The 13542-nt window shown below is 43.2% G+C and carries 11 protein-coding genes; 6 read left to right on the top strand and 5 right to left on the bottom strand.

Annotation, left to right across the window (positions count from 1 at the left end; translation table 11 throughout):
• Nucleotides 1–239: 239 nt before the first annotated feature.
• Nucleotides 240–1607, bottom strand: a complete 1368-nt coding sequence (locus MKHDV_RS08660) for a sigma-54-dependent Fis family transcriptional regulator (RefSeq protein WP_160714342.1) — start codon at nucleotides 1605–1607, stop codon at nucleotides 240–242.
• A gap of 404 nt (nucleotides 1608–2011) precedes the next feature.
• Here MKHDV_RS08660 and MKHDV_RS08655 point away from each other — a divergent pair, with 404 nt between their 5' ends.
• The 4 genes from MKHDV_RS08655 (at nucleotide 2012) to MKHDV_RS08640 (ending at nucleotide 6689) form a co-directional block, all read left to right on the top strand.
• Complete coding sequence (locus MKHDV_RS08655; RefSeq protein WP_160714340.1) at nucleotides 2012–2881, top strand: xanthine dehydrogenase family protein subunit M; 870 nt, start codon at nucleotides 2012–2014, stop codon at nucleotides 2879–2881.
• Nucleotides 2882–2895: 14 nt separating this feature from the next.
• Nucleotides 2896–3396 carry a (2Fe-2S)-binding protein gene (locus MKHDV_RS08650; protein WP_160714338.1) on the top strand — a complete coding sequence of 167 codons (501 nt, stop codon included), beginning with the start codon at nucleotides 2896–2898 and terminating at the stop codon, nucleotides 3394–3396.
• On the top strand, nucleotides 3389–5728 hold the full coding sequence (locus MKHDV_RS08645) for a xanthine dehydrogenase family protein molybdopterin-binding subunit (protein ID WP_160714336.1): 2340 nt from the start codon (nucleotides 3389–3391) through the stop codon (nucleotides 5726–5728). The genes MKHDV_RS08650 and MKHDV_RS08645 overlap by 8 nt, the downstream gene beginning before the upstream one ends.
• 298 nt (nucleotides 5729–6026) lie before the next feature.
• The gene (locus tag MKHDV_RS08640) at nucleotides 6027–6689 is read left to right on the top strand and encodes an HAD family hydrolase (RefSeq protein ID WP_160714334.1); all 663 of its coding nucleotides are present in this window, start codon (nucleotides 6027–6029) and stop codon (nucleotides 6687–6689) included.
• A 648-nt stretch (nucleotides 6690–7337) separates the two neighbouring features.
• Here MKHDV_RS08640 and MKHDV_RS08635 read toward each other — a convergent pair.
• From MKHDV_RS08635 to MKHDV_RS08620, 4 genes are read right to left on the bottom strand one after another with little or no spacing between them, the layout of a single operon-like run.
• Nucleotides 7338–8369, bottom strand: a complete 1032-nt coding sequence (locus tag MKHDV_RS08635; protein ID WP_160714332.1) for a general secretion pathway protein GspK — start codon at nucleotides 8367–8369, stop codon at nucleotides 7338–7340.
• A complete protein-coding gene (locus MKHDV_RS08630; protein ID WP_160714330.1) occupies nucleotides 8369–9049 on the bottom strand; it encodes a type II secretion system protein GspJ in 681 nt (226 codons plus the stop codon). Before MKHDV_RS08630 ends, MKHDV_RS08635 begins: the two co-directional genes overlap by 1 nt.
• Nucleotides 9018–9419: a prepilin-type N-terminal cleavage/methylation domain-containing protein gene (locus tag MKHDV_RS08625; RefSeq protein ID WP_160714328.1), complete on the bottom strand. Its 402-nt coding sequence runs from the start codon at nucleotides 9417–9419 to the stop codon at nucleotides 9018–9020. Before MKHDV_RS08625 ends, MKHDV_RS08630 begins: the two co-directional genes overlap by 32 nt.
• Before the next feature lie 48 nt (nucleotides 9420–9467).
• Nucleotides 9468–10388, bottom strand: a complete 921-nt coding sequence (locus tag MKHDV_RS08620; protein WP_160714326.1) for a glycosyltransferase — start codon at nucleotides 10386–10388, stop codon at nucleotides 9468–9470.
• A gap of 359 nt (nucleotides 10389–10747) precedes the next feature.
• Here MKHDV_RS08620 and MKHDV_RS08615 point away from each other — a divergent pair, with 359 nt between their 5' ends.
• A complete protein-coding gene (locus tag MKHDV_RS08615) occupies nucleotides 10748–11578 on the top strand; it encodes a type II secretion system protein N (protein ID WP_160714324.1) in 831 nt (276 codons plus the stop codon).
• A gap of 2 nt (nucleotides 11579–11580) precedes the next feature.
• Complete coding sequence (gene gspD, locus MKHDV_RS08610; protein ID WP_254060441.1) at nucleotides 11581–13539, top strand: type II secretion system secretin GspD; 1959 nt, start codon at nucleotides 11581–11583, stop codon at nucleotides 13537–13539.
• The last annotated feature ends 3 nt before the right edge of the window (nucleotides 13540–13542 follow it).

Genomic DNA, 13542 nt, shown 5'->3' with positions numbered 1-13542 from the left:
TAAAAGTATGCACCATCATTTGTGGTAGTTATAGAGCAAGGGATGTGCCAATATTGACACAAAAGGCGATGTTAAAAATCGTTTAAATTTCAAATAGTTATAGCAATAATAAGCTGTTTAAACACTCAATCTTTAAGGCTACTTGAGTCGTTGAAGACTCAAAATAAAGAGAATTATGGCTTTGCAGGGACTCTCTTTGAATCAAAAGCGGGTCTTAGAGTCGGAGGTGACTCATGAAGTTACAATTTTGTTGCCGGAACATATTTTCGGATGAGGCGTGATGCGCGTGATTGGCTAATGTTGAGCGCTGTAGCAACTTTTCTGCTGGTTCCGTAAGCCTTGAAAGAATCAATAATGAGTTGGCGTTCAACTGCTTCAAGTGCTTCATCAAGGTTATCCGAAGCCATAACAAGTGCGGCAGGGTTTCCCTGTGTTTCGTAAATAGAGGCTGGAAGATGATCGACTGAAATAATCTCGTCTTCAACAGTTACAACAAGGCGCTCTATAAGGTGAGCAAGTTCACGGACGTTACCCGGCCATGTGTATTGGCTGAGAAGTTTACGTACGCCAGATGCGAGCCGTTTTCCTTTGCCATGCAATTTTCCGTATCTATTAAAGAATAGATGGATAAGGGGGACAAGATCTTCAGGGCGTTCTCTGAGTGGAGGGATGGTAATGTCAAAAACATTCAGGCGGAAATAAAGATCCTGACGGAATGCACCGCTTTCAACCATAAGGTTCAGGTTACGGTTTGATGCCGCTAAAATGCGCACATCAGCTTTGACGGTTTCGGAGCTTCCAACAGGGCGGTATTCCAACTCCTGCACAGCATAAAGAAGTTTTGCCTGCATCGGGAGAGGGAGTTCAGAAATTTCATCAAGGAACAGCGTGCCGCCTTTTGCTTTGGCAAAAAGCCCGCCGCGAGTTTTAGTTGCTCCTGAAAAAGCGCCTTCAACATGTCCAAAAAGTTCTGACTCAAAAAGTTCGTGCGGAATGGCTGCACAGTTTACCGTAACAAATGGTTTGTCGACGCGATTACTATTTGCATGAACGTATTTAGCGAGCAGACTTTTGCCGCAACCGGATTCCCCAAGCAGCAGGCAAGGTGCGTTTACATTAGCTACTTTCTGTGCATCAGAAATAGCTTTCTCCATTCCTGCACTACGGTAGATAAGATACTCAGGATGCGCTTTTGAAGATTGTGGCTCTTCAGTCACTAGGTCTTCAGCCCTTGGAATCATTTTGTCATGATAGTTATCACGAATATTAAGCATGACGTATTGAACGTCCTGTTTATCATCAAAAAAAGGTGTAGCAATGGTGAGTACTTGTAATCCGAGATATGTCTGTTGCATTTGCTTTGCTGGACATTTTTTCTCGTAGATAAGCGGAAGCATTGGGCGATCCCATGCTTTATGCTTTCGTACAACGTCCCAGAACGGCATGTCTATGAGCTCTTGCTGGGTGAAACCATAATGACGTTCGCATGCTTTGTTGACGTAAAGCATGCGGTAGTTGTTGTCATAAATAATTATTTCATCATGCAGGTTGTCAATAAGTGTGGCAAAGGTTTCGAAGTCTAAGCCAAAGTGGTTTGTTTTGCTCATTGTGTAATCTCGTTTTGGTAGTCAAAAACAGTTTCATATAGATGAGTGGCAATCTGTGAGTACGAATTGTTTTCCTACTGCACTGAGATTGTTGTGGTTACTGTTGATGCAAGTGCATACTTACTCGTCAATCGAATTTTGTACAGTCTCTTCGACTTAGATTCAGTTTGAAACCGCTCTATTCGGGGCTTGGGGAGGGTGGTGTTAGAGTGGCTGTGTTAAATTAAACACAGCTTTTTCGGTGGGGTTATAATCAAATAGCTATACAGAATCATTATAACGATCCTATATTTAAATAAATATATAAGGACGGTTTGGTCTTTCCAAGCAAAGTTATGTAGCAGGTAAAGGAGTCTTCTTTTTATCGCTGCTAGTTTTTCTTACCAGATCTTTGGAGGCACTGTATGGCTCAGGATTATGTTTTTCCGGGAACAGTTGCACAGGCAGTATCTATGTTAGGCCAGTCTAAGGGACGGGCTAGAATTATTGCAGGTGGCACAGACCTTGTTCTCGACATGCGTGATGGTAAAATTTCTGTCGACACACTAATTGATTTACGTGCAATTGATGGAATGCAACGCATAACAGAGGAAAATGACTCCATATCAATTGGAGCCAACGTCACTCATGCTCAAGTCGTAAAATCATCTCTTCTTAGGCATCATGCACCGGGTTTAGTAGATGCTTGCCGAAAGGTTGGTTCGCTACAGATTCGTAACGTTGCAACTGTTGTTGGAAACGTTGTGAATGGCAACCCAGCTGCTGATGCAGCTGTTGCTTTGGCCTGTCTTGATGCAACCGCAACGGTTGTTGATGAGCAGGGCTCCAGAAGTATTCCATTTAGTGAGTTATATGCTGGAATATGTATTTCCTGCATTAACAGCAGTAGTCAGGTTGTGACTAATATTTCGTTCCCCAAAAAAAATGATGGAGAAGGCTCTGCCTATATCCGTATGGAACAGCGTAAAGCGTTATCGCTCCCTATGCTGAATGTTTCTGCAAAGGTTCGTGTTACTGATGCGAAGTTTGATGGGGTACAGTTGCTGATGGCACCTGTCGGTGCCGGTCCTCAACATGCAGTAGCAGCAGAAGAGTTTTTGCAGGGAGCAGAGATTACAGAAGAAAACATAAAACAAGCAGGCGTGCTGGCAAGAGAGCAGGCTACCTTCAGAAGTAGTGCTGTTCGTGGTTCCAAGGAATACCGCATAGGAGTTCTTCCTGTATGTGTTGAACGAGTGCTGCAAGCTGCAATAGCTGATGCACAGCAAGGTTAGATGGGAGAATCTGTATGTATACTAAGCTCGTTTCGTTTGTTTTGAATGGTGAACCTGTTTCTGTTCGTGTTGATCCGTTTGAACTGTTTGTGGATGTCTTGCGCGATAAGCTCTACTTAACAGGTACAAAGAAAGGTTGCGGCGAAGGTGGCTGCGGTTCCTGTACAGTTCTTGTTGACGGTGCAGCTGTAAACTCTTGTCTTTTGCCGGCAATGCGGGTTGATGGAACTTCTGTAGAGACAATTGAAGGGGTGGAAGAGAACGGAGAACTACATCCGCTTCAGACCAGCTTTATCGAGAAGGGCGCTGTGCAGTGTGGTTTTTGTACCCCCGGTATGATTATGTCTGCGAAGGCGCTTTTGGATAAAAACAAGTCACCTTCTAAAGAACAAATTCTCGAAGCTGTTTCAGGAAACATATGCCGTTGCACAGGATATGTGAAAATTGAAGACGCAATTGAGGATGCAGCCCGTACGTTGCGCAAGGATGCGGTGAAAGGAGGGAGCCATGACTAAATTACACGTAGTAGGTAAGAATGTTGATCGGCGCGATGGTGTTGATAAAACAACAGGCCGTGCTCTTTTCACTAGTGATATGGCTTTGCCGGGTATGCTGCATGCTAAAGTGTTGCGCAGCCCCCATGCTCATGCTCGGATTGTAAGTATTGATACGTCTGAGGCAGAAGAACTGCACGGCGTACATGCTGTAATGACGCATGAGAATGGTCCTAAAAATTTATTCAACGCAGCCGCTCCGATGTTCCTCACAGTTTCCAATTTGGAACGAGTGTTGGATCAATATTTATTTGATGAAATTGTACGGTATGTTGGTGATGAAGTTGCGGCGGTAGCTGCTACAACTGAAGCCATAGCTGAGCAAGCGTTAACGCTGATTAAGGTAGAGTACGAATTACTGCCCGCTGTGTTTGATCCTGAAGAAGCAATGGGGGCGGATTCGCCTGTATTGCATGGTGAGAAGGGATGTACCCCTGAGGGGAAAAACATCCCTGGTGAGATCATTAAGATTCCTTACGGTGACGTAGCAAAAGGTCTCGAAGAATCTGATGTTGTCATCGAAAAGTCCTTTAAGCTTCCAATTGTAAAACAAGTGCAGATGGAAACGCAGAGCGCTGTTGCTCAGGTAAACGGTAGTGGCGAAGTAACCGTATGGTCTACAACACAGACTCCGCATCCATCACGCGCAATTCTCGGGAAAATATTTGATGTTCCCGCCAGTAAGATTCGTGTGTTGGCTCCCCCATACGTAGGTGGTGGGTTTGGCGTACGTATCGGGTTAAGCGGCCTTGCTGAGCCAATTGCAATGGGCTTGGCATTACTGGCAAAACGTCCCGTTAAGCTTGTCTATTCACGAAAAGAAGATTTTATTGCCTCAGATACTCGGCATCCGGCAACCATAACGGTAAAACTGGGTGCTAAGAAAGACGGTACATTCAACGCACTCGATCTGAAGGCTATCTTTAACACTGGCGCATATTGTGGCTTCGGCACAGAACTCCCCGGAGTATGTGGAGCCATGACGCTGGCAATCTACCGTATTCCGAATCAGCGATACTTTGGACATAGCGTTTACACCAACCACACCAGTTCTGGAGCCATGCGTGGTTTCGGTAACCCGCAGGGTAACTTTGCGCTGGAACAAGTGGTAGACATGATGGCGGACGAGCTGGGAATGAATTCGTACGACTTGCGTATGAAAAACATTATGAAGGTGAATGACCCTTGGTGTCTGCCATTCCCATGTTTGAGTTCTGAACTGGCTGAGTGCATGAAACAAGGCTCGGAGAGTATCGGTTGGAAGGATCGTGCGTCGCTTAAGTCGTCTGCGCCGAACAAAGTTCGTGGCATGGGTATGGCGGTAGGTACGCACGTAAGTAACGCTTGGCCTTTCTGTGTAGACTACGACAATGCCTACTTTACAGTTCAGTCTGACGGAACTGTGCAGGTGTCTTCTGGCGTGCCGGAAATGGGCACAGGTATTTGTACTTCTCTCGTACAGATTGCAGCAGAAGCGTTCGGTACTGACATGGAAAATATTTCATTGTCATTTGGTGATACCTTAACTTCTCCATTTGATATTGGTGGGCATGCGAGTCGTTCCTGTTATGCCGCCGGGTTGGCGATTAAAGCGGCAGCGGAGGATGCTAAGCAGCAAATGTTGGAATATGCTGCGCCATACTTCGATACTTCTCCTGATGCCCTTACGTTACAATATGGCCATATTTTTATGTCCTCAGTTACAGCAATCGACGAAGCACCTTGTGTGACGTTGGACGACGCCAAAGAGCATCCAACTGGAAAGGTGACTTTAGAGAATATTGCATATCACGCTCATGTGAGAAACAAGCAGTTTATCAGTGTCGGTAAAATTGTTCCTAAGAATGCACCGCCATGGCATGTGTGTTTTGCAGATGTTGAAGTGGATACTGAGACTGGTAAGGTTGAAGTCTTAAAACTCACGGCAGCACATGATGTAGGCACCGCAGTGAACCCGATGATTGTCGAAGGGCAAATTGAAGGTGGAGTGGTTCAGGGCTTAGGGTATGCTTTAACTGAAGAGATTAGATACAACGATAAAGGTGTTCAGACCCATAGCAATATGCATAGCTACATGTTGCCGACTGCTGAAGATATTCCACCGATGGAATCTATTATTGTTGAATCTCATGATCCGACTGGGCCTTTCGGAGCTAAGGGCGCTGGTGAGTGCAGCCTCGTGTGTCCTGCATCTGCAATTGGTAACGCTATTGCGAATGCAACAGGAGTGCGCTTTACAGAGTTACCGATGACACCTGAGCGCATATTTGCTCGATTGCATCCGGAAGACTAATCTCTGCGCGACAGATAACTATATTAGGTTGCTATACATTGTTGTGCTGTATTGCAGCACGCCGTACTGAGCTAGTCGAATAAAATAGCAATACACGAAAAGCCCTGTAGAAGAATTTCTACAGGGCTTTTATATTTTCAGATTAGTACAGCCTTTCCTTAGCCTTCAACATATTTGGTGGTTGCAATTATTCATGGTGATTTTTACAGTGTATTTTACTGCGTTAATCGATGGGGTTGGCAGTATGTTGAAGAAAATACGCCACAGCTGAGACTGTGATTTTATAAAGGTAATATCTATGAGTAGTTCACTGAATTTTTCTGCTGTCATTTTCGATCTTGATGGTACCTTGTTATATACTCTGGAAGAAATTGCAGCGGCAACCAACGCGGCTCTTGCTCGTGTTGGGTATCCTGAGCATTCTGTTGACGCGTATCGCCAATTTGTAGGTAGCGGTGCGAAAAAACTGGCTTGGAGAGTGCTCCCTAAGGAGAAGCAATGTCAGGAAGAATGTGAAGCTTTGTACGCTGTTCTTGGTGAAGAATATGCTCGTTCGTTGAACACCATTGCTCGCCCGTATGATGGCGTGCAGGATGTGCTGATTACATTTGCTGCGGCAGGTAAGCAGTTGGCTGTACTGTCAAATAAGCCGGATGAGCTAACAAAAGCGGCTGTTAAGAAATTTTTCCCAACAGTTGACTTTGTTGTCGTTCAGGGCGGGCTTCCAGATGTTCCCCTTAAGCCGGCTGGAGATAGTGCAATAGGAATTGCTGCAAAGATGAAGTTGGAGCCAGAACAAATAATCTTCGTAGGCGATTCAGATGTGGATATGCAAACGGCTCAAAATGCAGGCATGGTTCCCGTGGGGGCATCATGGGGCTTTAGAGGGGGTGAAGAACTTACAGCAGCAGGTGCTAAAGTCGTTCTTGAAGCTCCGGTTGATTTGGAATCGTTGCTTTAATCGTAAATAATAAAAAACGGACAGTCATGATGGCTGTCCGTTTTTTTATTATGAATGTGTTTGGGGTGGGGCTAAGTGGAATGGGCGTGGAAAGAAGTCATTGAGAGCAAAAAAAGATCATAGATTTTTATCTATGATCTAGTCTTCGTTTTAGTAGCGAGTGAAAAATTTCCGTATGAAAATTGGGATGATTATAAAAACGACTAAAGACATATGCTTGAGCTAACAAGGTCTTACCTCTAATCTTACAGTAAGAAAGATCTAAGGAGTTGTTATGCGGTATATAATGATTTGTCTGTTGCTTTTTGTTTGCGCATGTAGTCGTTGGGATGCTTTGCCGGACAAGCCTATTCCTGCTCCTAAGATAATTGCTGCGTATACAATGTGTGATTTTAATATGTGCTTCAGGTTTCTTAACCAACATGATGTCATCTCGTTGAACAGAATGCTATGTGAAGGCCGATGTATGTTAGTCGCAGCTAGGGCTTTTGAACCTACAATTATTCCAACGGAAGAACAAAATTATATATACGGTATTCTTTACCCTCAGGAAGAATATGTATTTATAAACAAAGATGCATATATTGAGTCACCAACGAGCGTTTTGGGTAAGTAACAATTTAAGATCATAACTCCTTGTCTGGGAAGTTATTCTCCATGGCTTCCCAGAAGGACGACTTTTTTATCTGTTCGGCGCAGAAAAATTATTTCTTTCTTACTGCCACTGCCAATATCAGCGGTGAGAGTGACGCGAAATGTGTTGGATTTAAAATCCAAGATATCTTTAGGAATATTCTTTTCTTCAATTCCACTAAACTTAGCTGCGTTAAGATACCATGTTGTTTCGAAGTTACTGGTAGGATCGTTGCGGTAAAGCGCCATCCTATTCAGAAAGTCTTCTTTATTATTGTTCGCAATAGGAATGGCAGTAGTCAGAGTTTCATTTGCAGTGTTCATGTTAATAGGCCCTTCTCCCCATATCGTTATGAGGTCGCGTAAGCCGCTTACTGAATCCGTGCCATAATAAAGCTTTTTAATATCGCTTTCTTTGGCTTTGGGCCAGTAGAGGAGGAGCATTTCGTCTGGTGAACGGAATGTTTTTTTGGTTCGAGTGTACGGTATCTTTTGAGCCGCGTACCAAGTGTCGTCCTCTGAGGCTCTAGAGAGCTGTTCACCCTGCCAAATGCGTATTGAAATGAGGAGATCTTCCGCTGTTCCTGAGGTCAAATTTAAATCGCTACAAAGCGTTTTCAGCATGCGCAAAAAGACACCCTGATATTGTTCAGTAATTTTTTTTGTATTTTTATCAAGTAGCGCAAGCTTATTAATAGGGAAAAGTGAGTTCTCGTCTGTTATTTCTCCAGAAAGAGTACCGCTTGTTAACTCCTCAGAAATATCCTCGAGTTCTGTATTAAACAGGCCCCATGTTTCAAAATTGTAGTCACCTTTGCTTTCTTCTAAGTCAGTAACCAGTATTTCTTTCGCAAGCATCCTTCCGGAATCACATAGAATATTTCCAGTGATGGATGATTTTACATAGACGGAGCTTGTGTGATCAATAAGTGTTTCCTTGGATAATTCCATGGCAAGAAAGGATAACACTACAAGTACAAGCAAGACGATGATGATAATGGTGCCTTGCTCGTTATTACGTTCAATGGATGGCGCAGGTAGTCGCATTATAATTCATCCTCCTGCGGTAATGGAATTACAAGCTGATATTGGTATGGTTCGTCTTTTGTACCCAGAGTAAGGGTCATGCGTATGGCTGTCGGAAGCTGCGATTTTTCTACGCCCCAATCTTTTTGAAATTCATTATATTCACCATTGTAGTACTCAAATACACATTCAGAGACGTCCTCAATAAGAGGATATTTCAGTTCCTTAAAGTCCCCTGTAACTGTGGGGTTTGGACGTTCTGTTCTGATAAGTGTGAAGAGATCGTTGTCTTGTTCTTTAAGGGAGTAGGTAACATATTGTAGTGAGCGGACATGTTCATGAGTACGAAAAGCGAGGGAGGATGTGCTGGCAAATCCAAGCAGGTCTTGTTCTTCAAATGTATCGCTATCCATCGTTGCATCAAACTTCAGTCCACTAGTCTTCATATCTGGAAGCATATAGCGAAAATCATCTTCAACAATGCTTAAAATTGTTCTGCCGGCTTGATCGTATGCCATACGCTTCCGAGCATGTTGCGATGCGTCAATTACATTGCCGAACAGTGCAAAAAGAGTTGTGATAATGGTCGCCATTAGCGTCATGGCGATGAGTACTTCAAATAAAGTAAAACCTGCTTGCCCGTTCGGAGGGGTAATCTGAGTAGGCATTCTATTCTTTGAATAGTTTTTCAATGGTAACATCTCTGTCTTCCTCATCTCCCCATGAAACAGTCAAGAGTAATCTATAGATAGCCGCTGTGTTTGTAGCATGCGCTGAAGCCTTCCACGTAAACCCAGGATGGTCCGGACGAAAATCGCCAGACTTTCCTGTACTTGCCGAAAATCCGTCGTTTTCCAGTTCGAAGAGCTTTTCTCGCGCAAGAACAATTGCAGTATCCTGCAAGCGGGTCTGGGCAAGGTTGTCCTGATTTTGTGTGGTCAGAGTAACTGTCATCATGACTGCTACCCCTAACAGCACTAAGGCAACCAGAACTTCAACGATGGTGAAACCTTCATTGCCGGAGGGTTGTTTGGAGATGGAGTGAGCTTTGTCAGGCTGGATGCAGGGCATGTAATTCTCTTTTTCAAATGGTGCTGAGAACGTGATCGAAGTGTGCAGTTAGCGTTCCAAGATAAGACGCTTCATGGCATTAACGAATACCGAAGTATCGAATTGTGTTGCCCGGTCAAGACATGCTGTTTTCATGCATGTTGCCTTGCTGGCTGAGAGCGAGTTTACGGCTTCGATAATGTCTTTGCCCTGAGGATTTGCAGGGGTGAAAATGCCTGTCTCACCATCGGTAACAGTTTCGAGAAGTCCACCCTCAGCAGCCACAATTACCGGTTTGCCAGCCGCCATTGATTCGATAGCGCACATGCCGAAATCTTCTTGCTTTGGAATGTAGATAGTTGCAATCGATTCCGCAATAGCTTTTTGCAGTTGTTTTTCGGATAGCTGCCCAACAAATTTGATATTATCGCAGTCTGTTGCAAGTTTTTTCAGTTGTTCTTCAGAAGGCCCAGAAGAGGTGATCACCAAATTTTTCGTTGGCATTTCTTTAAATGCATTAATGATGACATCGATCCGTTTAAGAGGGTCTAGTCTCCCCATGGAGAGGTAGTACCCTTGTGATTCTGCGTTATGATATTGTTCGGTATCACAAGGCGGATATACAATCGTCGAATCTCTGTGCAGAAAATTTTTGATGCGTTCTTGGACGTTCTTTGAATTCGCCACAAATGTTTGAATATGTGGCAGCGTTTTTTTGAACTGTGGGGCATACCAGTTTATAAAACTGTTAAGAAGAGGTCTTGCAACAGCAGGAACTGTAGAAAGAAAAAAGTCACGTTCGCCGTACACAAAACGGGGTGGAGTGTGACAATAGTAAATTCCTTGCTGTCCCTCTAGGTATGGTGCCGCGAGGGGAGCATAAAATCCGCTAAAAATAGTGGTGGGATATTTACGTACAAATTGAGTGCGCTTGCTGAAAGTGCGTGTAAGAATAAATTGGCGCAGTAAAGGAATGTTAATTGCGTGCATTAGTGCTTGTTCTGCTCCAGGTCCGTAAGGAGGCGTAAAAAAAGGGTGTTCAGCGCGACGGAAACCGTAATACAAGTCTGCGCCAAGTTGTCTACCGAGAATTGTGCAGAGCCTGCTGCCCCCGTCTGTATGTTCAATGTAGTCATGAAGTATGGCGAGTTGGGCATTTTTTTTTTGGTGTGTACATGGAGAGTTATATTGAATTGTGTTTAAAAAGGCTGTATTTGCTTTAGTTCGTTTATATCATTCAAGTCTTGCCTTGTAATCGCAGCTGTTTTATAGCCGTTTGCAAGCGATGTAATACAGAATCTTTTGGTTATTACTTGAAATCTTTACAATTTTCAATTGACGAGAGCTAGATGACAGGCATTTTGACGGATAAAGTGAAAATTTTTATTGAATTGCTGGTAGTTACAGCAATTTCATATTTTATGGCCGATGCTTGTTATGCTCTCTTTTTTGTAGAACAGGACATAGCTCCCAAGTATGTGACACGTAATGTTACTACTAAAAAAATCTTAGAGAAGCAGGTTGCATTAAGTTCTTTTAAAATTATTGAGCAACGAAATCTTCTCAAAGTAAAAAATGCTCCCCCAGTTCCAAAGAAAAGAAAGCCTAAGAAAAAAACTACATCCCAGGCTCTTTCCATTAGTAAGCGTGGGTTTCATCTGCTCGGGACAATATTTGCTGAAAAGCCATCTGAAAGTTGGGCGATTGTTTTGTATAAAAACAAACAATCACTATATAGGAATGGCTCAAAAATCAGTGGTTGGAAAGTTGTAGAGATAAAGAGACGTGAGATCATTTTACAACGGGGAAGGGCAAAAGAACGTCTTCTGATAGACGGGAAAAAAGCAACAGCTTCTCGCGGAAGCTCTGGGGGGCGTGTTGTTGCAAGAAGTTATATCAAAAATCAATTGAAAGATTTAAGTAAGGTCGCGAGCAGTATTAAAATCGTTCCTCAGACTAAAGGGGGAAGGAAAGGGCTGCATGTGCAGGCGCTACAGTCTGGAAGTTTCTTATATAATATGGGATTGCGTAAAGGCGATTTGCTTGTAAAGGCAAATGGCAAGTCTTTAACATCCTTTGGTGATGCGGCTTCTTTAATGTCCATGTTAGATAAGAATAATATTTCCTTAAATATTATTCGGAAAGGAAAAAGCCAAACCTTGACGTTCAGGCTGAAGTAAAAATGATGATAGCGAATAAAATGATGCGTATACTTGGCGTAGTTTTGGTTGTCTGCATGCTTTCTGGTACCGCAGTCTGTTCTGGCAGTGCATCACAACATGCATATATCAGCATGGATTTTAAGAAAGTTGAAATTCATGTACTGATTAAATTTATTAGCGAATTGACCGGAAAAAATTTTATTGTCGATAACCGCGTTGGAGGAAGGGTAACTATTTATTCTCCTTCAAAGGTAAGCGTGGAAGAAGCGTATCGTGTGTTTGAATCTGTTTTACAGGTAAACAACTTCACGATTGTTCCAAGTGGAAAAGTGTATAAGATTATGCCACTTGCCGTTGGGCGTAGTGAAGGGGTTCCTACCCTTACCTCAGACTCTTCTTTAAGACAGCACAAACCTACAGGTGACGAACTTGTTACACTGCTCATCTCTTTGAAGCATTCCAGTGCATCAGAGCTTGGAAAGGTTATTCCAAAGCTTATAGGTAAAAACGGGCTTGTGACCGTGTATCCTCCTACAAACTCACTTATTATTACTGCACCGTTTGCACGTATTCAAGAAGCTCAAAAAGTCATTAATGAGATAGATAAATCACAATACGCACCACAGTTTAGGCAGTTCCCATTAAAATTTGGTGACTCAAAAAGTGTGGCAGCGAACTTGAGTAAAATTTTGACTACACAAGTTAAAGAGCAGGAAAAATTTGGCAAAAAAGCCATGGCACTTGTGCAAGCAGACGAGAGAACAAACGTGGTTCTTGTTCTTGCTGATCCTGAAACCATGATGACTATCAAAACTATGATTAAAACATTGGATATCCCTACTCCGGCCGGCAAGGGTGATATTCATTTTATTTCGCTGGAAAATGCTAAAGCAGAAGATGTGGCTAAGGTTATTAATACGTTAGTTGAACGTCAGGGGAATACAAAGGAAGAGAAAGTACTTTCTCGTGAGGTAAAAATTGTGGCAGACAAAGCTACAAACAGCCTTGTGATTACTGCACGTCCAGATGACTTTATGATTCTCAAGTCGACCATTGAAAAATTAGATGTTGAACGAAAACAAGTGTTCATTGAAGCTTTGCTTATGGAAGCTTCCAGTGATTCGAATTTTTCTTTCGGTGTAAACTGGGCTGGTGGGCAAAAAGCTGGGAAAGTGTTCCTTTTTGGTTCATCTAACCAAGGTGGTGGTACCGTTTCTCTGCCATCGTCAAGTGGCACTGGCTTTCCGGCTTTTCCAGCTGGCGGTTCCATTGGTGCGATTATAGAAAATGCATTTTCCATTGGCGGGACAGAATATAGTATCCAGTCTATCTTGAGTGCTGTGAAAGGTGACAACGATTACACCATTCTTGCCACTCCACAGCTGCTTACTCTAGATAATGAAGAAGCGCGTGTAGATGTTGTTGATAACATACCTTTTGTGAAAGAAACTGTAGTTACTACTGCAACCGCCATTAATACTCAAAGTGTTGATTACAAGGATGTTGGTGTTAAGCTGAAAATTACACCGCGAATTGGACAGAACCAGACTCTTCAGCTTGATGTATTGCAGGAGGTAAGCCGCGTGCTTAACTCGCTCGTTGCTGTTGGGGATGGACAGAGCCTTGTAGCACCGACAACCCGTAAACGCGTGGTAGAGACGACTATCCGTATGAAAGATGGTCAAACTGTTGTAATTGCAGGTTTGTTGAGCGAAGATGGTACGAAGAACAATAGTTCGACTCCAGGGTTAGGTGATATTCCTTTGTTTGGCTGGTTGTTTAAGCAGAGGAAAAAAACTAATGCAAAGAGTAATTTATACATTTTTATTACGCCACATATCATCAACAGCTTTGATGAAGCTGAAAAACTTGCTGAGAACAAACGTTTGAGTGTGCATACGACCCGCGTAGGTAAGGATGGTTTAGGTCTGCCTATGATGAGTGATCCAAGTCTGTTACCGCCTATTATCCTTCAGTAGGGC

Origin of the sequence: Halodesulfovibrio sp. MK-HDV (genome assembly GCF_009914765.1) — a bacterium.
Classification (GTDB): domain Bacteria; phylum Desulfobacterota; class Desulfovibrionia; order Desulfovibrionales; family Desulfovibrionaceae; genus Halodesulfovibrio.
This window is presented reverse-complemented; position numbering and strand designations above follow the sequence as displayed.

Coding starts and splice junctions, on each gene's coding strand:
- MKHDV_RS08640 (WP_160714334.1), top strand. CDS start 6,027: ATGAGTAGTTCACTGAATTTTTCTGCTGTCATTTTCGATCTTGATGGT.
- MKHDV_RS08620 (WP_160714326.1), bottom strand. CDS start 10,388: ATGCACGCAATTAACATTCCTTTACTGCGCCAATTTATTCTTACACGC.
- MKHDV_RS08625 (WP_160714328.1), bottom strand. CDS start 9,419: ATGCCCTGCATCCAGCCTGACAAAGCTCACTCCATCTCCAAACAACCC.
- MKHDV_RS08615 (WP_160714324.1), top strand. CDS start 10,748: ATGACAGGCATTTTGACGGATAAAGTGAAAATTTTTATTGAATTGCTG.
- MKHDV_RS08650 (WP_160714338.1), top strand. CDS start 2,896: ATGTATACTAAGCTCGTTTCGTTTGTTTTGAATGGTGAACCTGTTTCT.
- MKHDV_RS08645 (WP_160714336.1), top strand. CDS start 3,389: ATGACTAAATTACACGTAGTAGGTAAGAATGTTGATCGGCGCGATGGT.
- MKHDV_RS08660 (WP_160714342.1), bottom strand. CDS start 1,607: ATGAGCAAAACAAACCACTTTGGCTTAGACTTCGAAACCTTTGCCACA.
- gspD (WP_254060441.1), top strand. CDS start 11,581: ATGATGATAGCGAATAAAATGATGCGTATACTTGGCGTAGTTTTGGTT.
- MKHDV_RS08630 (WP_160714330.1), bottom strand. CDS start 9,049: ATGTTACCATTGAAAAACTATTCAAAGAATAGAATGCCTACTCAGATT.
- MKHDV_RS08635 (WP_160714332.1), bottom strand. CDS start 8,369: ATGCGACTACCTGCGCCATCCATTGAACGTAATAACGAGCAAGGCACC.
- MKHDV_RS08655 (WP_160714340.1), top strand. CDS start 2,012: ATGGCTCAGGATTATGTTTTTCCGGGAACAGTTGCACAGGCAGTATCT.